The sequence below is a fragment of the Burkholderia sp. Bp8986 genome (assembly GCF_003854225.1).
In the GTDB taxonomy this organism is placed as follows: domain Bacteria; phylum Pseudomonadota; class Gammaproteobacteria; order Burkholderiales; family Burkholderiaceae; genus Burkholderia.
Map to the genome: position 1 here is coordinate 38,883 of NZ_QTQM01000016.1, position 23,515 is coordinate 62,397.

The following is a 23,515-nucleotide window of genomic DNA, read 5'->3' on the forward strand; positions in this document are numbered from 1 at the left end:
CGTTGTCCGTTCAACGCCGCGCCTGCAAACGTTTCCGGACTTCACATGAATGACACCGATTTCTCGCTATGCTCGCGGCGGCACGACCCGGCGCAGCCGCATCCTGCGCCACGGGGCGCGTCCATTTTCCGCATGTCCCGCCAACCGGCTCCCCCCTTTAACGCACGATAACGACCATGACCCGATCGAACCGTCGTGACTTCCTGCGCGTCGCCGCCGGCACCGCCGGCGCAGCCGCGCTGAACCTGTTCCCGCCCGTGATCCGCGATGCGCTCGCCATCCCCGCGAACCGCCGTACCGGCACGATCCGCGATATCGAACACATCGTGATCCTGATGCAGGAGAACCGTTCGTTCGACCATTACTTCGGCACGATGCGTGGTGTCCGCGGATTCGGCGACCCGCGCCCGCTGCGCCTCGCGAACGGCAAGTCGGTGTTCCATCAGCCGGTCGGCCCGGCCGAGCTGCTGCCGTTCCACCCGGGCGCCGACAAGCTCGGCCTGCAGTTCCTGCAGGACCTGCCGCACGGCTGGCAGGACATGCACGCCGCATGGAACAAGGGCCGCTACGACCAGTGGGTGCCGAACAAGGGCACCACGACGATGGCGTACCTGAAGCGCGACGACATCCCGTTCCACTACCAGCTCGCCGACGCGTTCACGATCTGCGACGCGTACCACTGCGCGATCCCGAGCTCGACCGACCCGAACCGCTACTACATGTGGACCGGCTACGTCGGCAATGACGGCACGGGCGGCGGCCCGGTGCTCGGCAACGAGGAAAAGGGCTACGGCTGGACGACCTATCCGGAAGTGCTCGAGCAGGCCGGCGTGTCGTGGAAGATCTACCAGGACGTCGGCACGGGGCTCGACGCGAACGGCTCGTGGGGCTGGACGCAGAACCCGTACATCGGCAACTACGGCGACAACGCGCTGCTCTACTTCAACCAGTACCGCAGCGCGCTGCCCGGCACGCCGCTGTACGACAAGGCGCGCACCGGCACCAACATCAGCGCCGGCGGCACGCTGTTCGACGTGCTGCAGCAGGACGTGAAGAACGGCACGCTGCCGCAGGTGTCGTGGATCTGCGCGCCGGAAGCGTACTCGGAGCACCCGAACTGGCCGGCGAACTACGGCGCGTGGTACATCGAGCAGGTGCTGAAGGTGCTCGTATCGAATCCGGACGTGTGGAGCAAGACCGCGCTCTTCATCACCTACGACGAGAACGACGGCTTCTTCGACCACGTGCCGCCGCCGTTCGCACCGCAGTCGCGCGAGAACGGGCTGTCGACGGTCGCGACGACCAACGAGGCATTCGCCGGCGACGCGTCGCACATGGCCGGCCCGTACGGGCTCGGGCCGCGCGTGCCGATGCTGGTGGTGTCGCCGTGGACCAAGGGCGGCTGGGTCTGCTCGCAGACCTTCGATCACACGTCGCTGCTGCAATTCATCGAAGCACGCTTCGGCGCGCAGTACGCGGTCACCGCGGCGAACGTGTCGCCGTGGCGCCGCACGGTGTGCGGCAACCTGACGTCCGCGTTCGACTTCGCGACGCCCGACGCAAGCTGGCCGCAGCTCCCGGACACGAGCGGCTACGCGCCGCCCGACCGCAACCGTCACCCCGACTACATCCCGGTGCCGCCGGTCGTCCAGCATCTGCCGAAGCAGGAGGCCGGCCTGCGTCCGGCGCGCGCGCTGCCGTACGAACTGTTCGTGCACGGCCGGATCGACAATGCGAGCGGCCAGTTCCGGCTGACCTTCGCGAACACCGGCACCGCGGGCGCGGCGTTCCAGGTCCAGGCGCGCAATCGTGTCGACGGCCCGTGGACCTACACGGTCGACGCCGGCAAGCGGCTCTCCGACCTGTGGAGCCCGGCGCCGTCGCTCGGCCTGTACGACCTCGACGTGTACGGCCCGAACGGCTTCTACTGCCACTTCCGCAGCCCCGCGGCGATGGCGGTCGGCCCCGCGAGCATCAATCCCGAGGTGATCTACGGCTACGACGTCGCGAACGGCAACATCACGCTGCGCCTGATGAACCGCGGCCACCAGGCCGTGCGGCTCAGGGTGACGAGCGCCTACGGCCACGGCCATGCGCGCGAGTTCGACCTCAAGCCGGGTACGCACGTCGACGACTACTGGGATCTGCGCGGCAGCCACGGCTGGTACGACCTGACCGTAAGCGACGGCCGCCCGCTCGGCTTCCTGCGCCGTTTCGCGGGCCACGTGGAGACCGGCCGCCCGAGCACGAGCGACCCGGCGATCCGCACGAACGCGTCGCATGACGACGCCGAAGCCGCGTCGGACGCCCTGTCCGACTGACGACGGCGAACGCGGCGCGGCCCCCTCTGGGGGTTGCGCCGCCCGCCCGCACCCGCCTCCCGTCCATTCGTGACGGGAAACTCCCGATACCAGCCGCCCGCGCTCGCGCGGAAGCTGTGCGCAAATCCGCATCGAATGCGCGGCAAATTGCCAAGACCCGCGCATATCGGCGACCTATATATCGAGACGATCGGGGCTCCTCGCAGAGCCTGACGGGAGGTCCTTTCCGGGAAGCATCAGCAAGCCGACCTCCACGTCCGATTCCGAGAAGCGGTCGAACCGCCCGCCCGTCGCACGCGCCCGGCCCGCCGGCTGCGTGCGGTACCCACCCGCTGGTGTTAGAACAAGAGGAACGAACATGACATTCCGTCATTCCCTGTTGTCGGTATCGGTCGTATCCGCGGTAGCCCTTCTCTCGCAACACGCCGCCCAGGCCGCCGACGCGTCCGACGTGAAGGTCGGCTTTGCCGCGCCGCTCACCGGCGTGAACGCCGGCTACGGCAAGGATCTCCAGAACGGCGTGCAGCTCGCGCTCGACGACGCCGCCGCGCAGAAGGTGCAGATCGCCGGCAAGCCCGTGCATTTCGACCTGGTCGTGCAGGACGACCAGGCCGACCCGCGCATCGGCGTGCAGGCCGCGCAGGCGCTCGTCGACCAGAACGTGTCGGTGGTGGTCGGCCACTTCAACTCGGGCACGACGATTCCGGCGTCGGTGGTCTACGACAAGGCCGGCATTCCGGTGATCGACCCGGCCGCGACCAACCCGACGCTCACGTCGCGCGGGCTCGCGAACATGTTCATGGTGATCGCGACCGACGGCCAGAACGCCGGCAACGCGGGCAAGTACGCGGTCGACGTGACCAAGGCGAAGCGCATCGCGATCATCGACGACCGCACCGCGTTCGGCCAGGGTGAGGCCGACGAGTTCGAGAAGGCCGTGAAGGCGGCCGGCGGCAACATCATCGGCCGCGAGTTCACCAGCAACCAGGCGGTCGACTTCCGCGCGCAGATCACGAGCCTGAAGGGCAAGAACCCCGACCTGATCTTCTTCGGCGGTCTCGACTCGCTCGCCGCGAACTTCATCAAGCAGATGCGCCAGCTCGGGCTGAACGCGCAATTCGTCGGCGGCGGCGGTGTGAAGGACAACGAGTTCATCAAGATCGCCGGCCCGGCCGCGGAAGGCGCGATGGCGTGGGAATACGGGCGGCCGCTCGACGAGCTGCCGCAGGGCAAGGATTTCGAGCAGCGTTTCAAGAAGCGCTTCGGCGTCGACGTGCTGTCGTACGCGCAGTTCGGCTACGACGCGGCGTGGGCGGCGATCAAGGCGATGCAGGCGGCCAACTCGACCGACCCGAAGGTCTATCGCCCGGCGCTGAAGAAGGTCGACTTCGAAGGCGTGACCGGCCGCATCTCGTTCGCGAACGACGGCTCGCTGAAGAGCGGGATGTCGACGCTGTACCAGGTGAAGAGCGGCGCGTGGAAGACCATCGTGACGAAGGGGGGCTGATCGGGCAGGATCGGCGGTCCGGGTAGGGGGCCGCCCCGGGGCGCGGGCGACGGCGGGAACGCCGCCCCGGCGCCCCTCCCACGATGCAGGTGAACGGACGATCCGCAGCCGGCGCTAAAACGATCGGCGCAATCGCATCGATCTCATACGATGACTGATGTTGCGGCGATATTCGTCAAGGCCTGCGGCGCCGCGCAGGCCATGTCAGCGGTCACGCGTCAGCTGGCCTGCGTGTCGCGTTCCGCCTCGGCCGCTTCGTGCGCACGGCGCAGCCGCTCGCGGCTGTTGGTCAGGTGCGTGCGCATCGCGGCGCGCGCGGCTTCCGGGTCGTGACGCGCGATCGCCTCGTAAATGTCTTCATGCTCGTGATTGAGCCGGCCGACATAGCGCTCGAGGTCGTCGCCGGCGAAGCGCGCCGAATTCACGCGCGTGCGCGGAATGATCGACGCGCCGAGCTGCGTCATGATGTCGACGAAATAGCGGTTGCCGGTGGACTGCGCGATCTGCAGGTGGAACTGGAAATCGAGTGGTGCCGTGTCACGGCCGCCGCCCGCCCCCGACGCAATCGCGTCGAGCGCGCGCCGCAACGCGGCGAGGTCGGTATCGTTCGCGCGCTGCGCGGCGAGGCTCGCGCATTCGCTTTCGAGGCTGATGCGCAGCTCGAGCACCGCCAGCACGTCGCGCAGCGTCGTGATGGTCGCGGGATCGATGCCGAGCGTCTGCCGGCGCGCCGGCTCGAGCACGAAGCTGCCGATGCCGTGGCGCGTCTCGACGAGGCCGCTCGCCTGCATCCGCGAGATCGCTTCGCGCACGACCGTGCGGCTGACGCCCTGCGCCGCCATGACTTCGGTTTCGGTCGGCAGCTTGTCGCCGGGACGCAGCGTGCCGTTTTCGATCTGCGCGGTCAGCGCGTCGACGACATCTTGTGCGAGGCTGCGTGCGCGACGGCGCGGCGCTGCGGGAAGCGTGGGCACGGACATGAGGCCGGTTCCTTTTTGAATGATCGTAATGTGAGCCGAGGGTTTACGCGGGGTTTGAGCGAACGCCGATGATTCATTATACTGCGTCACAAGTCATCCGACGACTGATGATCGCGACACGGATCTCCTGTCGACCGAGGCTGGCGCTCCAGCACTGCCCGGTCCCGTGGTTCGCGATCGGCCGGCATTCGCGCTTCTGCGCGGCTGCCGGCGCCCGGTTTCGGGACCGATCGAAGCGCGCTTGCGCGCGTGCTCCGGCCTGTCGCGACACCGGCATCGAGCGGGTCGCCCCCATCCTTTCGGGTTGCTGTCGACATGCGGGGCTTGCGCACCGCGCACGTCGGTTGTCGAATGATCGCACCTCCCGCCGCGCGCAGCAAAGATTTTGCCGCACGGCATTGCCCACTCTTTTGCCATCGCCGCCATGAACGCCGTCACTGCCTCGCCTTCCCACGACACGCCGCGCATCGTCGACCTGCAAGCCATCCCGGTCGCCGGCCACGACAGCATGCTGCTCAACCTGAGCGGCGCGCACGGCCCGTTCTTCACCCGCAACCTCGTGATCCTGAAGGACAGCGCGGGCCGGACCGGCGTCGGCGAGGTGCCGGGCGGCGAAAGCATCCGCCGCACGCTGGAGGACGCGCGCGCGCTCGTCGTCGGTCAGCCTGTCGGCAACTACCATGCGGTGCTCAACGACGTGCGGCGCACCTTCGCCGACCGCGATGCGAGCGGCCGCGGCCTGCAGACCTTCGACCTGCGCACCACGATCCACGCGGTCACCGCGCTCGAAGCCGCGCTGCTCGACCTGCTCGGCCAGCATCTCGGCGTGCCCGTGGCGGCCCTCCTCGGCGAAGGGCAGCAACGCGAGCGCGTCGAGATGCTCGGCTATCTGTTCTACATCGGCGATCGCACGCAAACTGCGCTGCCCTATCGCGACGGCCGCGGCGCGACCGACGACTGGACCCGCGTGCGCGACGAAGCCGCGCTGACGCCCGAGGCGGTCGTGCGCCTCGCCGAAGCCGCGCATGCGCGCTACGGGTTCAACGACTTCAAGCTGAAGGGCGGCGTGTTCGAAGGCGCGCGCGAGGTCGACGCCGTGACGGCGCTTGCCGAGCGCTTCCCCGAAGCGCGCGTGACGCTCGATCCGAACGGCGCATGGTCGCTCGACGAGGCCGTGCGGCTGTGCCGCGACCTGCATCACGTGCTCGCGTATGCGGAAGATCCGTGCGGCGCGGAGAACGGTTATTCGGGCCGCGAGGTGATGGCCGAATTCCGCCGCTCGACCGGGCTGCCGACGGCCACCAACATGATCGCGACCGACTGGCGCCAGATGGGCCACGCGGTGCAGTTGCAGGCGGTCGACATCCCGCTCGCCGATCCGCACTTCTGGACGATGCAGGGCTCGGTGCGCGTCGCGCAGATGTGCCGCGACTGGGGCCTCACGTGGGGCTCCCATTCGAACAACCACTTCGACGTATCGCTCGCGATGTTCACGCACGTCGCGGCCGCCGCGCCCGGCCAGGTCACCGCGATCGACACGCACTGGATCTGGCAGGACGGCGAACGGCTGACGCGCGAGCCGCTGAAGATCGAGAACGGGCTCGTGGAAGTGCCGAAGCGTCCGGGCCTCGGCATCGACATCGACATGGAGGCGGTCGCGGTCGCGCACGAACTGTACAAGCAGCACGGGCTCGGCGCGCGCGACGACGCGACCGCGATGCAGTATCTGATTCCGGGGTGGACGTTCAACAACAAGCGCCCCTGCCTCGTGCGCTGAGCGCGGGACGAAACGGGCGGCGGGTCCGCCCGGTCGACATGCGCGGCCGGCCGGGCCTAGTCGGCCAGACCTAGCCGGCCGCACCTACCAGGCCAGACCTAGCCGGCCGCCCCTACCCGGCCAGCCCAATCCCCCGCGCCATCCCCGACGCGGCGAGCACGATCACCATCACGAGCACGGCCTGCCAGTGGCCGATCCGCACGTAGGTCCGTGCGCGGCCCAGATCGGGCATCTGCTGCTGCCGCGCGGCGATGCGCCAGCGGATCAGCCCGAGCATCGGCACGATCTCGAGCAGCAGGATCAGCACGAGCGCGGTCATCTTGAGGTGAAAGAGCGGCTCATGAAGGTAGTACGCCGAGCCCTTCTCGAAGCCGCCGAATGCGCGCGTGAGCCCGGTCGCGATCAGTACCAGCGCGGACAATCCCCAGGCCGCGTCGGCCTTGAACACGCCGGGCAGGTCGGCGGCCTGCGCCGACGCGATGACCCGGCGCAGCGCACGGTTGCGTCCCGCGATCGCGGCGAACGCGACGCCGAATGCCATCAGGTGAACGGCTGCCAGCAACCAGCGGACGATCATTGCGCCTCCTTGTCGCCCGCGCGCCGCGCAGGCCTTGTCAGACGATCTGTTTGAGCGCCGCGTCGAGCGCGAGCACCGCGACGCGGTCGCCCTCGGTCGCGAGCGGCGCGCGCATCACGATCTGCCGGTTATGGCCGACGGCCGCCGGCGAATCCCACAGCAGTTCCACCTTCGGCCGCCGGAACAGGCTGCCGCGACGCGGCGGCACGGCGGCCGGCTGCGCACCCTGCTCGCCCGCGGCGGGCGCGACCCGGCCGGGCCAGCGCACCGACAGTTCGCGCGCGTCGTACTGACCGACCTTGCGGCTCTCCATCCAGACGATCGCGGTACGCGTGAGCGTATCGAGCGAGATCGCGTAGCGGCCGACCGCGAAGCGGCGCGCGGCCACGTTGGTGCGCCACAGCGGCCGCGGGCGGCACATCCAGACGATCGCCGCATACAGCGCCGGCGCGGCGACGAGCCAGCCGTTGGTCGCCGTCACCGCGTGCAGCGCGCGGCGCCAGCCGGCCGCCCACGCGAATGCGCCGATCGACCACACGGCGAACAGGAAACCGATCAGCGCGAAGACCCGCAGCGCCTGGCGCAGCCACTGCGGCAGCGGATGGAACGGCCGCTCGGCGCGCGCGACGGCGCCCGGCAGCGCGAGCAGCAGGAAGATCAGGACGAGATAGACGAACGCCCAGGGCGACGACACCATCGCCGACAGCGACGCGCGATAACCCATCTGGGACATCGAGAACAGCCAGCGCGCGAGCAGCACGAGACCGATCGCGCGCAACGCGAAGATCACGCCGGCGCCGGGGGCCGGTGCTGCGCGCGTGGTTTTCGTTCTCGCCAAGACTGCTCTCCTCTCGATGTTCGTGCGGGGCCGGATTTCACGGCACGGCCATTATAGGGACATTACCGTCTGGACAGACGGCCGGATGGCGTGCCGGACCGCTTCCGCGGCCGTTCGTGGCGCCGGGCGCGGCGAGAATACAACAGATCCGCGCCGCAGATGTGACAACGCCCCGCCGGAGACCCGGACGGGGCGTCGATGACGGGGCCTCAGCCGCGGTGCGGCCGGCGGCCCGGCATCAGCCTGCGTTGACTTCGCGCAGCACCGTGCGGCGCTTCTGGCGCAGCAGTTCCTCGTAGCCCTTCACGTAGTTCTGCGCCATCACCTTCGACGAGAAACGGGCTTCGAACGCGGCGCGCACCTTCTCGCGCGGCAGCGTATCGAGGCGCTTGAGCGCCGCGACGGCCGACAGTTCGTCTTCGACGACGAAGCCCGACACGCCGTTCTCGATCACTTCCGGCACCGAGCCGCGCTTGAACGCGATCACCGGCGTGCCGCACGCCATCGCCTCGATCATCACCAGGCCGAAGGGCTCCGGCCAGTCGATCGGGAACAGCAGCGCGTGCGCGTTGCCCAGGAATTCGGTCTTTTCCGACTCGCTGATTTCGCCGATGTACTCGACGTGCGGCAGCGCGAACAGCGGCTTGATCTTCTCTTCGTAGTACGCGCGGTCAGCCTTGTCGAGCTTCGCGGCGATCTTGATCGGCAGGCCGGCCTGCTCGGCGATGCGGATCGCGGTGTCGACGCGCTTTTCCGGCGAGATGCGGCCGAGGAACGCGAGGTAGCTCGGCTTCACGTTCGGGATCGGCGTCAGCAGGTTTTCCGGCAGGCCGTGGTACACGGTCGACAGCCAGTTCGCCTGCGGCAGCGGGATGCGTTGGTTGTCGGAGATCGACACGACCGGCACGTCGCTGAACGCATTGAAGATCGGCTGCAGTTCCGGCAGGTCGAGACGGCCGTGCATCGTCGTCAGATGCGGGACCGGCTGGCGCGAGAACAGCGAGAACGGGTAGTAGTCGATGTGGCAGTGCAGGACGTCGAACTCTTCCGCGCGGCGGCGCACCTGCTCGAGGAGCAGCATGTGCGGAGCCATCACGTCGCGGATCGTCGGGTCGAGGCGCAGTGCCTGCGGCCAGCACGCTTCGAGCTTCGCCGACGTTTGCGAATCGCCGCTCGCGAAGAGCGTGACGTCATGCCCCATCTCGACAAGTGCTTCGGTGAGGTAGGACACCACTCGCTCGGTACCACCGTACAGTTTCGGGGGCACCGCTTCGTGCAACGGAGCGATTTGGGCGATTCGCATGCGTAACTCCTAAAAAATCGGCTAAAAACCAGGTATGGGTCGGCAACCTGCCGGCGGTCCGGGCTGGATGCATTTCATCCGAAAAATCGGACGAATCAGCCTGCCGGGGGCGTCGAACCCGCGCTGCTCAAGGAGCGTCGGCGACGCGACAGGCATAGAACGTTTGAAACGAAGACCCGTTGACAGGGGTTCGTAAAAACCTGGAATCGAACCCGGAGCCGATTATCTAGGGTTAATCCCGATACGGCGCACAACATTTCAAACTCTTTGCTTTGTTACAAAGGCGCAACACTTTGCAACCCGCGGACTTGGGTGTCCGTTCTAGAGTGGAAGGCTCTTTTTGGCGTTCCGAGTCATCCGCCACGGCCGGCATCGTGATTCCGGTGCACGCGGCAGGACGGATGCCGGATTTTATCTCAAAATTGATCGCGCGCCCCTGACCAAGGCAAGATTCGCGCTGCGCAATGCACGGCCTTGTTTACAATGCCGGATTATTCAGTCCGGGCGGCCGTGGGCTGCGATCCTGACGATCCGCTCAACCACCGAATCACCGCACGCATATTTTGGAATCTCTCACCCCTGCCCAGCGCAACGCCCACAACGCGAAGCTGTCGAGCTACGCGCATCGGCCGATCGCGTTCCTGTTCCGCTACATCCGCCTGCATCCGGTCGCGCACCTGGTCGTGCTCTGCAGCGTGCTGGCCGCCGTCGGCTGCGCGCTCGGCTCGCAATACGCGATCAAGCACCTGATCGACGTGCTCGCGACCGGGCGCCATCATCCGGGCCCGCTGTGGAGCGCGTTCGCGCTGCTCGTCGGCCTGATCGCGGCCGACAACCTGCTGTGGCGCGTCGGCGGCTGGGCTGCCGCGCACACGTTCGTCGCGGTCACCGGCGACCTGCGGCGCGACCTCTTCCAGTACCTGATCGGCCATTCGCCGACCTACTACTCGGAAAAGCAGCCGGGCACGCTCGCGAGCCGCATCACCGCCACGTCGAACGCCGTCTATACGTCGGAGAACACGATGGCGTGGAACGTGCTGCCGCCGTGCATCGCGGTGATGGGCGCGATCCTGATGATCATCGTCGTGAACCCGCTGATGGCCGCCGGCCTGCTCGGCTGTTCGGCCGTGCTCTCCGTCGTGCTGTTCAAGCTCGCCGGGCGCGGCTCCGCGCGCCATCACGCGTTCGCGTCGAAGGCCGCCGCGGTCGACGGCGAGCTCGTCGACGTGATCGGCAACATGGGCCTCGTGCGCGCATTCGGGATGACGCTGCGCGAACAGAAGCGCTTCGGCGCGACGGTGAAGGCCGAGATGGACGCGCGCCAGCAAAGCCTGTTCTACCTCGAGAAGCTGCGCCTGCTGCACGCGGTGATCACCGCGATGCTGTCCGCCGGCCTGCTCGGCTGGGCGCTGTGGCTGTGGGACCAGGGCCGCGCGACCTCCGGCGACATCGTGCTCGTCAGCTCGCTCGGCTTCACGATCCTGCACGGCACCCGCGACCTCGCCGTCGCGCTCGTCGACGTCACGCAGCACGTGGCACGCCTGTCCGAAGCCGTGAAGACGCTGCTCGAGCCGCACGGGATGCCGGACCGCTCCGACGCGCAGCCGCTGTCGGCCAAGGGCGGCCGCGTCGATTTCGAACGCGTGACGTTCGCGTATCCGCATCGCCGCGCAATCCTCGACCACTTCGATCTCCATATCGAACCGGGCCAGCGCGTCGGCCTGATCGGCAAGTCGGGCGCCGGCAAGTCGACCGTGCTCGCGCTGCTGCAGCGCTTCTACGACACGCAGGACGGCGCCGTGATGGTCGACGGCCAGGACGTGAAGGCGATCACGCAGGACAGCCTGCGCCATGCGATCGCGCTCGTGCCGCAGGACATCTCGCTGCTGCACCGGACCATCTACGACAACATCGCGTACGGCCGCCCCGAGGCGACCCGCGAGGAAGTGCTCGCCGCCGCGCGCGACGCCCGCTGCTCGGAGTTCATCGAGGCGATGCCGGAAGGCTATGACACGATCGTCGGCGACCGCGGCGTGAAACTGTCGGGCGGCCAGCGCCAGCGCATCGCGATCGCGCGCGCGATCCTGAAGGACGCGCCGATCCTGCTGCTCGACGAAGCGACGTCCGCACTCGACAGCGCATCCGAGGAAGCGATCCAGAGCGCGCTCGACCGCCTGATGGTCGGCCGCACGGTGATCGCGATCGCGCACCGGCTGTCGACGCTGCGCAACTTCGACCGGATCATCGTGATGAGCAACGGCAAGGTGATCGACGACGGCAGCCCCGACGTGCTGCGCAATCGTCCGGGCCTGTACCGCGACCTGCTCGCAAAGCAGCACGGCCGCCATCACGCCCCCGACGGCACCGCGCCGACCGGCGAACGCGTGGCCTGACGCCGCCCAGGCAGCATCCCGTCCTGGCAGCCGATAAAAAAACCGCCGTGCGCGAAGCACGGCGGTTTTTTTCATGGCGCCGCGCGACCGTCGCCGCGCGGCACGCGGATCACACGCGCTGCAGGTCGCGCAGGAAGTTGTCGCGCCACACCGACACGTTGTTCTCGCGCAGCTGCGCGATCATGTCCGCATAACGCGCGCGCCGCTCCGCGAGCGGCATCGTCAGCGCCTGCGACAGCGCATCGGCCATCCCGTCGATGTCGATCGGATTGACGATCAACGCGCCCGTCAGCTCGCGCGCGGCGCCCGCGAAGCGCGACAACACCAGCACGCCCGGATCGTCCGGATTCTGCGCGGACACGTACTCCTTCGCGACCAGGTTCATCCCGTCGCGCAGCGGCGTCACGAAGCCCACGCGGGCGAGGCGATACAGTGCGGCCAGCACCTGCCGATCGTACTGGCGGTGAATGTAGAGGATCGGCGCCCAGTCGAGCTCCGCATAGCGGCCGTTGATGCGCCCCGACTCCGCTTCGAGCTGCAGGCGGATGTCCTGGTACGCGCGCAGGTCGGCGCGCGTCGACGGCGCGATCTGCAGGAACGACACGCGGTTGCGGATCGAGGTCTGGTGCTCCAGCAGCTTCTCGAACGCGCGGAACCGCTCGACGAGCCCCTTCGAATAATCGAGCCGGTCGACGCTCATGATCAGTTGGCGCCCGCGCAGCGACGTGGCCATGCGCGCGGCCTTGCCGTGCTCGCCCGCCTGCGCGAGCGACGCGATCTCGTCCGGATACACGCCGATCGGATAGGCGGCCGCGCGCAGCGTGTTGCCGAACGCGCTCACGCGCACCGTGTGCCCTTCGCGCGCCACTTCGCCGCCGGCCTCGAACTCGATGTAGTCGCAGAACGCGCGCAGGTCCGGCTCGGTCTGGAAGCCGAGCAGATCGAACGCGCACAGCGATTCGACGAGCTCGCGATGCGGCGGCACGTTGACGAGCACCTGCGCGGCCGGAAACGGAATGTGCAGGAAAAAGCCGATGCGGTTCTTCACGCCGGCCGCACGCAGCGCACGCGCGAACGGGATCAGGTGATAGTCGTGCACCCAGATCACGTCGTCGTCCCGCAGCAGCGGCACGAGCTGCTGCGCGAGCCAGACGTTCACTCGGCCGTAGCCGTCGAACTCGTGGCGGTCGTACTGGATCAGGTCCGCGCGGTAATGGAACGCGGGCCACAGCGTCGCGTTCGAGAAACCGCGGTAATACTGGTCGTAATCGCGGCGCGACAGCCCGACGGTCGCGAACGTCACGGGGCCGCGCTCCTCGATGCGGATCTGCGGCGCACCGGACGCGACCACCTCGCCGCTCCAGCCGAACCACATGCCGCCCGTCTCCTTCAGCGCATCGTAGACGCCGATCGCGAGACCGCCCGCCGCCGGCTCGCCTTCCGAAATCGGGGCGACGCGGTTCGAAACGATGATGAGTCGACTCATGCGCCCTGCAGCTCCGCGCCAAGCCAGCGGGCGATCTGCGCGTGCAGCGCGTCGACCGAGTCGAGCCGCGTGCGGGCCGACGTCTCGCCCGCGCCGACCTTGATCGACAGGCCGCCGCGCGCGTTGACCACCGCGAAGCCCTTCTCGTCGGTCAGGTCGTCGCCCGCGAACAGCGGCACGCGGCCCGCGAACGGCGGCTCGTCGAGGAACGCGGCCAGCGCGCGCCCCTTGTCGACACCCTTCGGCTTGATCTCGAACACCATCTTGCCGGGCTGCAGCACGTACGCATCCGCATATTCGGCGACGAGGCGCTCGGCCGCCGCGCGCGCGGCCGGCTCACGCTCGGGCGCGTTGCGGTAGTGCAGCGCGACGGCCGCCCCCTTGATTTCGAGCAGCATGCCCGGATGACGGTCGACGACGGCCGCGAGCTCGCGCTCGATGCGCAGCAGCCGTTCGTCGTTGAAGCCGATGCGCTGCGTGTCGCCGTTCGCGTCGCGCCGCTCGGCGCCGTGCAGGCCGGCGATCGGCAGGTCCGGCATGTTCAGGAACGTGTCGAGGTTGTCGATGCCGCGCCCCGACACGATGGCGACTGCACCGTGCGAACGGCGCCGCAGTTCATCGAGCAGCGTCAGCAGCGACGCCGGCACGTGAATGCTGTCGGGTGTCGGCGCCAGCTCGACGAGCGTGCCGTCGAAGTCGAAAAAGAACGCGGTATCGGTCAGGGACAGGGAAGCCGGAACGGATTGCATCGATTCGATGGTCTGAGAGCGGCCTGCCAACGCGGGGGCCGCCGCTGCGAGAATGGAATTGTGCGCATCTTACCGCGCCTGCGTACCGAGATGGGCGAAACCGGTGCGGGGCTTGCCTCGCGCCGCCGCACGCGTCAACTGCGACATATTGCCCCGCTCGCCCGTGCCGTACGGGTTTCGAAAGGACGCGGGCGCGGGAATTGCGCTACAGTCGGCAACCGCCGGCCGCGCGACGCATGGCGCCGCGCCGGCCGACGACCGTTCCGTCCGATCGAGCCCCAGGATGTCGTCTGCCCGTCCCGCGCCGCACTGGCGCTTCCTCAGCCTGACCCGCCTCGTCCGCGCGGCCGCGGCGCTGACCGCCGCCGTCGCGCTCGCGGCCTGCACACACGACGAGCCGGGCTGGCGCCTGACCAACGTCACGGGCCACCTGCCCGACCTGTCGTTCACGCTCACCGGCGGCGACGGCCGCACGGTCGACGCGAACGCGTTTCGCGGCCGCATCGCGCTCGTCTACTTCGGCTACACGCACTGTCCCGACGTCTGCCCCGAAACGATGGCGCGGCTGATGGAAGTGCTCGCGAAGCTCGGCCCGCAGGCGAACGGCGTGCGCATCCTGTTCGTCTCGGTCGATCCCGCGCGCGACACGCCGCAGGCGATGCAGTCGTACGTCGCCGCGTTCGATGCCGCGCACGCGCGCGGCCTGACCGGCACCGACGGCCAGATCGAATCGCTCGCGAAACGCTATCGGGTCGCGTACCAGATGGAAAAACGCGACCCGTCCGGCGGCTACGAAGTCACGCACAGCTCGGCCGTGTACATCTTCGACGCGACCGGCCGCGCGCGCCTGCTCGCGACCGACCGCGATTCGCCCGACGCGATCGCCGCCGATGTACGCCGGATCATCGACACCGCCTCCACCACCTCCTGAATTCCGAACTCCGACATCTCCGACATGAAGACGACCCTCAAGACGTTCGCCCTCCTCGCCGCGCTGTGCACCGCTGCGCAAGCCTGTGCCGCGGGCGCGATCACCGCGCAGAATGCATGGGTGCGCTGGCTGCCGAACCGGCTGCCCGCGGGCGGCTACGTGACGCTCGTCAACACGGGCGACAAGCCGGTCGACCTGGTCGACGTCGACAGCCCCGACTACGGGATGGCGATGCTGCACCAGACCGTGTCGAACGGCTCGACGCAGAAGATGGAAATGGTCGACAAGCTGACGATCCCCGCGCGCGGCAAGGTCGACATCGCGCCGGGCAGCTATCACTTCATGCTCGAGGAACCGAAGCACGCGATCAAGCCCGGCGACACCGTGCGCCTGCGCCTGAAGTTCTCCGACGGCGAAACGGTCGACACGCCGTTCGCCGTGAAGTCGCCGGCCCAGGCGAAGTGATGCGCGCGCGATGAACGTCCTGTACTGGCTCGATCCGTGGGAACCGTCGCCGACCGTGGTCATCGCGGTGCTGACGGCCGCCGTGCTGTTCGCGCGCGGCGTGAAGAAGGCGAAGGTGTCGCCGCTGCGGCAGTTCTCGTTCTGGCTCGGGCTGACGGCGCTCTACATCGCGCTGCATACGCGGCTCGACTACTTCTTCGAGCACGAATTCTTCCTGCACCGCGCACAGCACCTGGTGCTGCATCACCTCGGGCCGTTCTTCATCGCACTGGCCTACCCGGGCGCCGCGATCCGCGCGGGCATTCCGTTTCGCTGGCGGCAGCGCTTCGTGCGCCCCGCGCTCGCGTGGGCACCCGTGCGCGCGACGCTCGACGTGGTGTTCCATCCGGTCGTCGCGGTCGTGCTGTTCGTCGGGCTGATCTATTTCTGGCTGCTGTCGCCGATCCACTTCGTCGCGATGCTCGACTGGCGCCTGTATCGCGTGATGAACTGGAGCATGGTGATCGACGGGCTGCTGTTCTGGTGGCTCGTCGTCGATCCGCGTCCCGCGCCGCCCGCGCGGCTGTCGCCGGGCCGCCGGATCCTGATCGTCGTCGCGGCGATTCCGCCGCAGATCGCGCTCGGCGCGCTGATCTTCTTCACGCCGCACGAGCTGTATCCGATCTACTCGATCTGCGGACGCGCGTTCACGTGGCTCAGCCCGCTGCGCGACCAGCAGATCGGCGGCCTGCTGCTGTGGATTCCGGGTTCGATGATGAGCGTGATCGGCGCGCTGATCGCGCTGCGGCACTGGTTGCGGTTGTCCGCGCGCGGCCGCTTGATCGAAGAGCGGGCTGCCGCCCTGCACGCGGCACGCCCGCCGGTGACGCGCGCCGCCCACTGACGGCGCGCCGCGCGTCAGCCGCGCGCGCTGGTCATCCACACGTGCGGGATGCCGTCCTCGTCGTGCACGTCCGAACTCGGCGTGAAGCCGAATGCCCCGTAGAAGCGCTGCAGGTGCGCCTGCGCATGCAGGCTCACCTGCGCATCCGGCCACTGCGCGCGGATGTGCCCGATCGCGCGAGAGAGCAGCGCGTTACCGAGGCCGGCGCCGCGAAACGCGGCGGTCGTCAGCACGCGGCCGATGCGCACGTCAGGGTGCTGCGCATCCGGCAGCAGCACGCGCAGGTAACCGGCGAGACGGCCCGCGGGATCGTATGCGGCCAGGTGCCACGCAGCCTGGTCCGCACCGTCGATGTCGCGATAGACGCAGTTCTGCTCGACGACGAACACGGCGCTGCGCGCGTCGAGGATCGAATAGACTTCGCGCGCCGTCAGCGCGTCGAAGAATTTCCAGTGCCAGTCGAGATCGTCGGCATGCAGGGATGCGGCGGGTGCGGAAGCATTCATGGTCGGTCCTGATTCGGGCGCGCCGGCCGGCGCGCGGCAACCGTCGATTATGCCTCGAAGCGCACGCGGCACGCGTGCCGCCCTTCCGCGCGCGAAAAAAAGGCCCCGCATTGCGCGGGGCCTGTCCGTCATGCCGGCATCTGGCCGAAGCGGCCGTTGTTGAAATCCTCGATCGCGGTCCGGATTTCCTCTTGCGAGTTCATCACGAACGGGCCGTAACCGACGACCGGCTCATCGATCGGCTCGCCGCTCAGGATCAGCAGCTTGGCGTCGCCGTTCGCTTCGATCTCGACGTCGCGGCCGTCGCGGCTCAACTGCACGAACTGCGCTTCACGGGCGACCGTCTCGCCGTTCACCAGCAGCGTACCGCTCAGCACGACCACCGCGAGCGTGCGCCCTTCGGCGATCGGGAACCGCGCACGGCCGCCGGCTGCGAGCCGCACGTCCCACACGTCAATCGGCGTGTGCGTGCGGGCCGGGCCGCGCCGGCCGTCGAATTCGCCCGCGATGATCCGCGCGCGACCTGCGCCCTCCGGCAGTTCGACCACCGGGATGTCCGCGTCCAGAATCGTCTGATAGCCGGGCGCACCCATCTTGTCGGCGGCGGGCAGGTTCACCCACAGCTGCACCATCTCGAGCGGGCCGCCCCGCTTCGTGAACGCTTCCGAGTGGAATTCCTCGTGCAGGATCCCGCTCGCGGCCGTCATCCACTGCACGTCGCCCGGGCCGATCACGCCGCCCGCACCGGTCGAGTCGCGGTGCGCGACTTCGCCGTCATAGACGATCGTCACCGTTTCGAACCCGCGGTGCGGGTGCTGGCCCACCCCGCGCGGTGCCGAAGCCGGCTCGAAGTTCGCGGGACCCGCGTAGTCGAGCAGCAGGAACGGGCTCAGGTGCGTCCCGTGAGACTGGTAGCTGAACATCGAACGCACCGGGAAACCGTCGCCGACCCAATGACCGCGCGGCGCACTGTACACACCCTGGATCTTCTTCATTTGCCCTCTCCGAATTGCGGCGAAACACGTGTTTCTCAACCTGAGTAGGAATATAGAGGTGGAACGATCGATCCGGTAGACTGCCAAAATCGCACTCAGCGTTCTATTTCATGAACGATAACGAACGGGATCTGAACGATCTCTATTACTTCGTGCAGGTGGTCGAGCACGGCGGCTTCGCACCGGCCGGGCGCGCGCTGAACATGCCGAAGTCGAAGCTGAGCCGCCGCATCGCGCTGCTCGAGGCGCGGCTCGGGATGCGGCTGATCCAGCGTTCGACGCGCCGTTTCACCGTCACCGACGTCGGCCAGACCTACTACGCGCATTGTCGCGCGATGCTCGTCGAGGCGGACGCCGCCGACGAGGCGATCGCGCTGCTGCACGAGGAGCCGCGCGGCATCGTGCGGGTCAGCTGCCCGGTCGTGCTGCTCGATTCGCTGGTCGGCACGATGATCGCCGCGTTCATGGTCGCGTGCCCGCGCGTCGAGATTCACCTGGAAGCGACCAACCGGCGCGTCGACGTGGTCGGCGAAGGGATCGACGTCGCGATCCGCGTGCGCCCGCCGCCGCTCGAGGACAGCGACCTCGCGCTGCGCGTGCTGGCCGAACGCGGCCAGTGCCTCGTCGCGAGCCCCGCGTTGCTGCGCGAGCGCGGCGTGCCGGCCGTCCCCGCCGACCTGACGCGCCTGCCGAGCCTCGATCACGGCGTGCCGCAGGCCACGCACGTGTGGCGGCTGCGCGGCCCCGACGGCGCGCACGCGGAAATCCACCATCAGCCGCGGCTCGTCACGGGCGGCATGCTCGCGCTGCGCGCGGCCGCCGTCGCGGGGGTCGGCGTCGTGCAGCTGCCGACGATGATGGTGCGCGACGAAGTCGCGCGCGGCGAACTGGCGACCGTGCTGCCGGACTGGGCGCCGCGCCGCGAGATCGTGCATGCGGTGTTCGCGTCGCGGCGCGGGCTGCTGCCCGCGGTGCGCGCGCTGCTCGATTTCCTGGCAGAGCGGTTCGCCGAACTCGAGCCCGATTGAGCGGCATCGCCACGGCGGTCGCCCCGCGTTCGGCGTTTCGGCGTGTGCGTCGCGAACCGGACGCTGCAGACCGGCCGCGCGTGCCGTAGACTGCGGGACGCGCATCGCGCTTTTCACGCCGTTTTCACAACCCCGCTGTTCACAACCTCTTTTCGCCTTTCAGCCATGTTCACGCTGTCCACCGACCCTCACGCCTCCAAGGCCGAACTCTATGCGACGCTCGTCGAGCAGGCACGCGCGCTCGTCGAATCGGAACGCGACCTGACCGCGAACGCCGCGAACTTCTCCGCGCTCGTCTATCACTCGCTCGACCGCCTGAACTGGGCCGGCTTCTATTTCTTCGACGGTTCGGAACTCGTGGTCGGGCCGTTCCAGGGCAAGCCCGCGTGCGTGCGGATCGCGCTCGGCAAGGGCGTGTGCGGCACGGCTGCGCAGACCCGCGAGACGCAGGTCGTGCGCGACGTGCATGCATTCCCCGGCCATATCGCCTGCGATGCCGCGTCGGAATCGGAAATCGTCGTGCCGCTGGTCGCTGCCGACGGCACGCTGATCGGTGTGTGGGACGTCGACAGCCCCGTCGCCGCGCGTTTCGACGACGAGGACCGCAACGGAATGGAAGCGCTGTGCCGCGTGTTCGTCGAACACGCGTGGCAGAAGGCGCGCGGTCGAGCCGCGTGACGCTGCCGGCGGCGGCTGCGGAGACCGCAGCCTGCTGATCGCGCCGCTTGGCCGCCAACGAAAACGGGCCCCGCTCATTCACGCGGGGCCCGTTTTCGTTGCGTCGCGGCGCGCGGCGCGCCGCGTGTCAGGCCGCGTGCGTGCCGGAAAGCGCCGCGAACGCCGGCGGCTTCACGTCGTCCGACAGGATCTCGAAGCCCTGCTCCGTCACGACGACCATGTGCTCCCACTGCGCGGACAGCGAATGATCCTTCGTGACGACCGTCCAGCCGTCCGCCAGCACGCGCGTATCGCGCTTGCCCGCATTCAGCATCGGCTCGATCGTGAAGATCATCCCCGGCCGCAGCGGCACGCCGGTGCCCGGGCGACCATAGTGCAGCACCTGCGGCTCGTCGTGGTACACGTCGCCGATCCCGTGCCCGCAGTACTCGCGGACCACGCTGAATCCCTCACGATGCGCGACCTGCTGGATCGCATAGCCGACGTCGCCGAGCGTCGCGCCGGGACGCACCGCGCGGATGCCCGCATGCATCGCCTCATAGGTCGTCGCGACGAGGCGCCGCGCGAGTTCGCCCGGCTCGCCGACGAAGTACATGCGGCTCGTGTCGCCGAACCAGCCGTCCTTGATCACCGCGATGTCGAGATTCACGATGTCGCCGTCGCGCATCGGCCGCGACGACGGAATGCCGTGACAGACCACGTGATTGACCGACGTGCACAGGGTTTTCGGATAACCGTGATAGCCGATGTTCGCCGGGATCGCGCCGAGCACGTCGACGATATATTCGCGGCAGCGCACGTCGAGCTCGTCGGTGGTGACGCCCGGTTTCACGTGTTCGGTGATCATCGTCAGCACCTGGGACGCGAGCTTCGCGGCCTCGCGCGACTTGGCGATTTCCGCGGCACCGCGGATCGGGATTTCGCGCCTCGCCATTACGCCACCTGCTCGATGCCGTGGGCGACGACCGATTCCGTGCCGCCGGCATCGCCGCCGCGCGCTTCGGTCTCGATCAGCAGCCGGCAGATATCGCCGTAGGACAGAGACGGATTGAGTTCCGCCAGCATCCCGACGCGCAGCCAGTGCTCCGCCTGCGCATTAATCGAACGGCTAAGCGCGGTACTGGTCGAACGCAGCCGTTCGTGCATGTGCTCGGATATCTTGATGATTCCCATATGTCTCTAATTAAACGAAATGTAGTCGTTTCGTATATTACGCTCACCCCGGTCGCCCGGCAAGCGCCCGGCTGCCGGCGAATCGCCGATCCGGGATCCCGTTGACATCGAATTCCAACTTGCTGGAAAATAAATCCATCATGAAAGAATCAATCGACGCCCCTGGCGACGACACCGGCATCAACGAACGCATCGCCCGGCGCGTGCGCGAGCTGCGCACGCTACGAGGCTACACGCTCGATGCGCTCGCCGCGCGTTCCGGCGTCAGCCGTTCGATGATCTCGCTCATCGAGCGCGCGTCGGCGAGCCCGACGGCCGTCGTGCTCGACAAGCTCGCGGCCGGTCTCGGCGTGTCGCTGGCCGGGCTGTTCGGCGGCGATCGCGACGACGCGCCCGCGCAACCGCTGGTGCGGCGCGCGCAGCAGGCGGAATGGCGCGATCCGGCGTCCGGTTACGTGCGGCGCAACCTGTCGCCCCCCGGCTGGCCGTCGCCGATCCAGCTCGTCGAGGTCGATTTCCCGCCCGGCGCGCGCGTCGCGTACGACTCCGGCGGGCGCGAAAGCGCGCTGCATCAACAAATATGGGTCATCCACGGGCGCGTCGACGTCACGTGCGGCGACCAGCTTCACGAACTTCACGAAGGCGACTGTCTGGCCATGCGCGTCGATCAGCCGCTGATTTTCAGCAACCCGTCGTCGCGCGTCGCGCGCTATGTCGTCGCGATCTGCGATGTCCCCGCCGCCGCCGGCGCGCGGAGTGTTTCATCCGTTCAAGGCCGACAGGCGCAGGAGCCCGCATGAATTCCCCGAAACCGCGCGAAGACGTGCGCCTGATCGATTGCAGCGAGGCCGAGCATGCCGCGGCCATCCTCGACATCCTGAACGACGCGATCGTGAATTCGACCGCGCTGTACGACTACCGGCCGCGCCCGCCGGAAGCGATGGTCACGTGGTTCGCGACGAAGCGCGCCGGCGGTTTTCCGGTCGTCGGCGCGGTGGATGAATCGGGCACGCTGGTCGGCTTCGCGAGCTGGGGCACGTTCCGCGCGTTCCCCGCGTTCAAGTACACGGTCGAACACAGCGTGTACGTCCACCGCGACCATCGCGGCCGCGGGCTCGGCGAACTGCTGCTGCGCGAGTTGATCCGGCGTGCGCGTGAAGCCGAAGTGCATGTGCTGGTCGGCTGCATCGATGCGACCAACGGCGGCAGCGTCGCGCTGCACACGCGCCTCGGCTTCGTGCACTCGGGCACGATCACCGAAGCGGGCTTCAAGTTCGGCCGCTGGCTCGATGCGGCGTTCTATCAGCTGAGGCTCGACACGCCGGCTCGGCCGGTCGATGGCTGATCGGCATCGCCGAATGTTTGGCACACGCATGATGACGCGGGCGGCCGCAGCCGCGGTCCGGAAAACGGCATCGACACCCCGTCGGATCTCGAATCGGAAATTCGCAAACAGGTTTTAGACGAACCGGCCGACGGCAACAATCCGAATCGCAGGACGATCATGCTGCCGATCCTGAACAGCAAGGGCCGGCATCTGCTCGCGATTTACGACTATGGCGGCAAGAGCACGTCGAAGTGCGAGCGGGTGACGCTGACGTATCCGGCGGAGTAGCCGCGCGGATCGAGCGCAGAAAAAAGAAAAGCCCCGCCGAAGCGGGGCTTTTCTTTTCTTGCTGGAGGCGCGAGCCGGAGTCGAACCGGCCTAAACGGCTTTGCAGGCCGCTGCATAACCGCTTTGCTATCGCGCCAAAAGCGGACTGTCCGGATGCCGTTGAGGCAAGCGACAGATTTCTTATTCGAGGACCGTCGGTCCATCAAATAAAAAGGGAAGCGTGGCTTCCCCATGACTTGGAGCGGGAGACGAGTCTCGAACTCGCGACCTCAACCTTGGCAAGGTTGCGCTCTACCAACTGAGCTACTCCCGCATTGTCCTGCACCTGCAGCGCTTTGCCTTACAACACGCTGCCAGAAAAATCTGGAGCGGGAGACGAGTCTCGAACTCGCGACCTCAACCTTGGCAAGGTTGCGCTCTACCAACTGAGCTACTCCCGCATGTGTCCTGCATCTGCAGCGCTTTGCCGTACAACACGCTGCCAGAAAAAATCTGGAGCGGGAGACGAGTCTCGAACTCGCGACCTCAACCTTGGCAAGGTTGCGCTCTACCAACTGAGCTACTCCCGCGTATTGCTGCGCTACTGCTTCCCCGTCACACACTTACTTCGTCGTGCAGCGGAGAAGCGAGATTATGTCGAAGGCACATTCGTGTGTCAAGGGCTTTTCCAGCCCTTTTTCCAAAAAACTGCGAACCGACCGTGCAGGGGCCGGTCACGCACCGCCGCGCTCGCGAATCTGCGGCCATGCGAGCTTCATGTAGTACAGCATCGACCAGATCGTCAGCACCGCGGCGAGGTACATCAGCCACTCGCCCCACACGCGCGTGTCGATCGTCGCGATGCCGAGCGGCAGCGGGCCGTAGTACAGCAGCATCGGAATCGCGACCATCTGGCACGCGGTCTTGAACTTGCCGAGCTGGTTCACCGCGACGCTCTTCGACGCACCGATCTGTGCCATCCATTCGCGCAGCGCCGAAATCGCGATCTCGCGGCCGACGATCACGAGCGCGATCGCCGCGTCGACCCGCGAAATCTGCACGAGGATCAGCAGCGCGGCCGTCACCATCAGCTTGTCCGCGACCGGATCGAGGAACGCGCCGAACGACGACGTCTGGTTCCACTTGCGGGCGAGAAACCCGTCGAACCAGTCGGTCAGCGCGGCGAGGATGAAGATCGCCGCCGCCGCGAGGTTGCGGTGCGCGCCGCCCATCACCGTGTCCGGCAGATAGAACACGCCGACGACGAGCGGGATCAGCACGATCCGTACCCACGTCAGGAAAATCGGGAAATTGAACGGCATGGCATGCGG

The 23,515-nt window shown here is 67.8% G+C and carries 22 protein-coding genes and 4 tRNA genes; 11 read left to right on the plus strand and 15 right to left on the minus strand.

Translation table 11 applies throughout. From position 1 onward, the window contains the following. The first annotated feature begins 176 nt into the window (after nucleotides 1-176). A complete protein-coding gene (locus DID99_RS16490; protein WP_124667175.1) occupies nucleotides 177-2,321 on the plus strand; it encodes a phosphocholine-specific phospholipase C in 2,145 nt (714 codons plus the stop codon). 358 nt (nucleotides 2,322-2,679) lie between these two features. Further along, on the plus strand, nucleotides 2,680-3,828 hold the full coding sequence (locus DID99_RS16500) for a branched-chain amino acid ABC transporter substrate-binding protein (RefSeq protein ID WP_044844737.1): 1,149 nt from the start codon (nucleotides 2,680-2,682) through the stop codon (nucleotides 3,826-3,828). Between the two features lie 218 nt (nucleotides 3,829-4,046). On the opposite strand, the gene DID99_RS16505 is transcribed toward DID99_RS16500, so the two are convergent. Next, nucleotides 4,047-4,808, minus strand: coding sequence for a FadR/GntR family transcriptional regulator (locus DID99_RS16505; RefSeq protein ID WP_124487410.1), 762 nt, complete (start codon nucleotides 4,806-4,808; stop codon nucleotides 4,047-4,049). A gap of 424 nt (nucleotides 4,809-5,232) precedes the next feature. On the opposite strand from DID99_RS16505, the gene gudD reads away from it, so the two are divergent. Next, entirely contained in the window at nucleotides 5,233-6,585 is a 1,353-nt protein-coding gene (gene gudD, locus DID99_RS16515) for a glucarate dehydratase (RefSeq protein ID WP_124667176.1), read from the plus strand. 112 nt (nucleotides 6,586-6,697) lie between these two features. On the opposite strand, the gene DID99_RS16520 is transcribed toward gudD, so the two are convergent. From DID99_RS16520 to DID99_RS16535, 3 genes are all read right to left on the minus strand, one after another. Next, nucleotides 6,698-7,162, minus strand: a complete 465-nt coding sequence (locus tag DID99_RS16520) for a DUF2214 family protein (protein ID WP_124487413.1) — start codon at nucleotides 7,160-7,162, stop codon at nucleotides 6,698-6,700. 37 nt (nucleotides 7,163-7,199) lie between these two features. Continuing rightward, nucleotides 7,200-8,000 (minus strand): hypothetical protein, encoded by an 801-nt coding sequence (locus tag DID99_RS16525; RefSeq protein ID WP_124487414.1) that lies wholly within the window; start codon nucleotides 7,998-8,000, stop codon nucleotides 7,200-7,202. 238 nt (nucleotides 8,001-8,238) lie between these two features. Next, nucleotides 8,239-9,303, minus strand: coding sequence for a glycosyltransferase family 4 protein (locus DID99_RS16535; RefSeq protein ID WP_044844742.1), 1,065 nt, complete (start codon nucleotides 9,301-9,303; stop codon nucleotides 8,239-8,241). Nucleotides 9,304-9,866: 563 nt separating this feature from the next. On the opposite strand from DID99_RS16535, the gene DID99_RS16540 reads away from it, so the two are divergent. Continuing rightward, complete coding sequence (locus tag DID99_RS16540) at nucleotides 9,867-11,696, plus strand: ABC transporter ATP-binding protein (protein WP_044844743.1); 1,830 nt, start codon at nucleotides 9,867-9,869, stop codon at nucleotides 11,694-11,696. Nucleotides 11,697-11,805: 109 nt separating this feature from the next. On the opposite strand, the gene otsA is transcribed toward DID99_RS16540, so the two are convergent. Beyond that, complete coding sequence (otsA, locus tag DID99_RS16545; RefSeq protein ID WP_124487417.1) at nucleotides 11,806-13,182, minus strand: alpha,alpha-trehalose-phosphate synthase (UDP-forming); 1,377 nt, start codon at nucleotides 13,180-13,182, stop codon at nucleotides 11,806-11,808. Next, a complete protein-coding gene (gene otsB, locus DID99_RS16550) occupies nucleotides 13,179-13,931 on the minus strand; it encodes a trehalose-phosphatase (RefSeq protein WP_124487418.1) in 753 nt (250 codons plus the stop codon). Before otsB ends, otsA begins: the two co-directional genes overlap by 4 nt. 283 nt (nucleotides 13,932-14,214) lie before the next feature. Here otsB and DID99_RS16555 point away from each other — a divergent pair, with 283 nt between their 5' ends. Genes DID99_RS16555 through DID99_RS16565 form a run of 3 tightly spaced genes read left to right on the plus strand, consistent with a single transcriptional unit; the run spans nucleotide 14,215 to nucleotide 16,210 of the window. Then, on the plus strand, nucleotides 14,215-14,862 hold the full coding sequence (locus tag DID99_RS16555) for an SCO family protein (RefSeq protein WP_124571067.1): 648 nt from the start codon (nucleotides 14,215-14,217) through the stop codon (nucleotides 14,860-14,862). Nucleotides 14,863-14,886: 24 nt separating this feature from the next. Next, nucleotides 14,887-15,327, plus strand: coding sequence for a copper chaperone PCu(A)C (locus tag DID99_RS16560; RefSeq protein ID WP_124667177.1), 441 nt, complete (start codon nucleotides 14,887-14,889; stop codon nucleotides 15,325-15,327). Between the two features lie 10 nt (nucleotides 15,328-15,337). Continuing rightward, entirely contained in the window at nucleotides 15,338-16,210 is an 873-nt protein-coding gene (locus tag DID99_RS16565; protein WP_124521357.1) for a cytochrome c oxidase assembly protein, read from the plus strand. A gap of 14 nt (nucleotides 16,211-16,224) precedes the next feature. On the opposite strand, the gene DID99_RS16570 is transcribed toward DID99_RS16565, so the two are convergent. Both DID99_RS16570 and DID99_RS16575 read right to left on the minus strand, forming a co-directional pair. Further along, nucleotides 16,225-16,716, minus strand: coding sequence for a GNAT family N-acetyltransferase (locus DID99_RS16570; RefSeq protein WP_124487421.1), 492 nt, complete (start codon nucleotides 16,714-16,716; stop codon nucleotides 16,225-16,227). Between the two features lie 128 nt (nucleotides 16,717-16,844). Beyond that, a complete protein-coding gene (locus DID99_RS16575) occupies nucleotides 16,845-17,711 on the minus strand; it encodes a pirin family protein (RefSeq protein WP_124667178.1) in 867 nt (288 codons plus the stop codon). A gap of 110 nt (nucleotides 17,712-17,821) precedes the next feature. Between DID99_RS16575 and DID99_RS16580 the strand changes: the two genes are divergently transcribed. Together DID99_RS16580 and DID99_RS16585 are read left to right on the plus strand one after the other, a co-directional pair. Next, complete coding sequence (locus DID99_RS16580; protein WP_044844751.1) at nucleotides 17,822-18,739, plus strand: LysR family transcriptional regulator; 918 nt, start codon at nucleotides 17,822-17,824, stop codon at nucleotides 18,737-18,739. 165 nt (nucleotides 18,740-18,904) lie between these two features. Next, nucleotides 18,905-19,417 carry a GAF domain-containing protein gene (locus tag DID99_RS16585; RefSeq protein ID WP_124487423.1) on the plus strand — a complete coding sequence of 171 codons (513 nt, stop codon included), beginning with the start codon at nucleotides 18,905-18,907 and terminating at the stop codon, nucleotides 19,415-19,417. Nucleotides 19,418-19,544: 127 nt separating this feature from the next. Here DID99_RS16585 and map read toward each other — a convergent pair whose 3' ends face one another. Together map and DID99_RS16595 are read right to left on the minus strand one after the other, a co-directional pair. Further along, nucleotides 19,545-20,351: a type I methionyl aminopeptidase gene (gene map, locus DID99_RS16590; protein WP_044844753.1), complete on the minus strand. Its 807-nt coding sequence runs from the start codon at nucleotides 20,349-20,351 to the stop codon at nucleotides 19,545-19,547. Continuing rightward, nucleotides 20,351-20,590 carry a ParD-like family protein gene (locus DID99_RS16595; RefSeq protein WP_044844754.1) on the minus strand — a complete coding sequence of 80 codons (240 nt, stop codon included), beginning with the start codon at nucleotides 20,588-20,590 and terminating at the stop codon, nucleotides 20,351-20,353. The genes map and DID99_RS16595 overlap by 1 nt, the downstream gene beginning before the upstream one ends. A 140-nt stretch (nucleotides 20,591-20,730) precedes the next feature. Between DID99_RS16595 and DID99_RS16600 the strand changes: the two genes are divergently transcribed. Further along, a complete protein-coding gene (locus DID99_RS16600) occupies nucleotides 20,731-21,390 on the plus strand; it encodes a helix-turn-helix domain-containing protein (protein WP_124667179.1) in 660 nt (219 codons plus the stop codon). Then, the gene (locus DID99_RS16605; protein WP_044844756.1) at nucleotides 21,387-21,935 is read left to right on the plus strand and encodes a GNAT family N-acetyltransferase; all 549 of its coding nucleotides are present in this window, start codon (nucleotides 21,387-21,389) and stop codon (nucleotides 21,933-21,935) included. The genes DID99_RS16600 and DID99_RS16605 overlap by 4 nt, the downstream gene beginning before the upstream one ends. A gap of 332 nt (nucleotides 21,936-22,267) precedes the next feature. On the opposite strand, the gene DID99_RS16615 is transcribed toward DID99_RS16605, so the two are convergent. From DID99_RS16615 to pgsA, 5 genes are all read right to left on the minus strand, one after another. After that, nucleotides 22,268-22,341: transfer RNA gene (locus tag DID99_RS16615), tRNA-Cys, on the minus strand. 101 nt (nucleotides 22,342-22,442) lie between these two features. Further along, nucleotides 22,443-22,518: transfer RNA gene (locus DID99_RS16620), tRNA-Gly, on the minus strand. Nucleotides 22,519-22,569: 51 nt separating this feature from the next. Further along, nucleotides 22,570-22,645: transfer RNA gene (locus DID99_RS16625), tRNA-Gly, on the minus strand. Between the two features lie 53 nt (nucleotides 22,646-22,698). Further along, a tRNA-Gly gene (locus DID99_RS16630) sits at nucleotides 22,699-22,774 on the minus strand. 144 nt (nucleotides 22,775-22,918) lie between these two features. Then, a complete protein-coding gene (pgsA, locus tag DID99_RS16635; RefSeq protein ID WP_006757520.1) occupies nucleotides 22,919-23,506 on the minus strand; it encodes a CDP-diacylglycerol--glycerol-3-phosphate 3-phosphatidyltransferase in 588 nt (195 codons plus the stop codon). Between the last annotated feature and the right edge of the window lie 9 nt (nucleotides 23,507-23,515).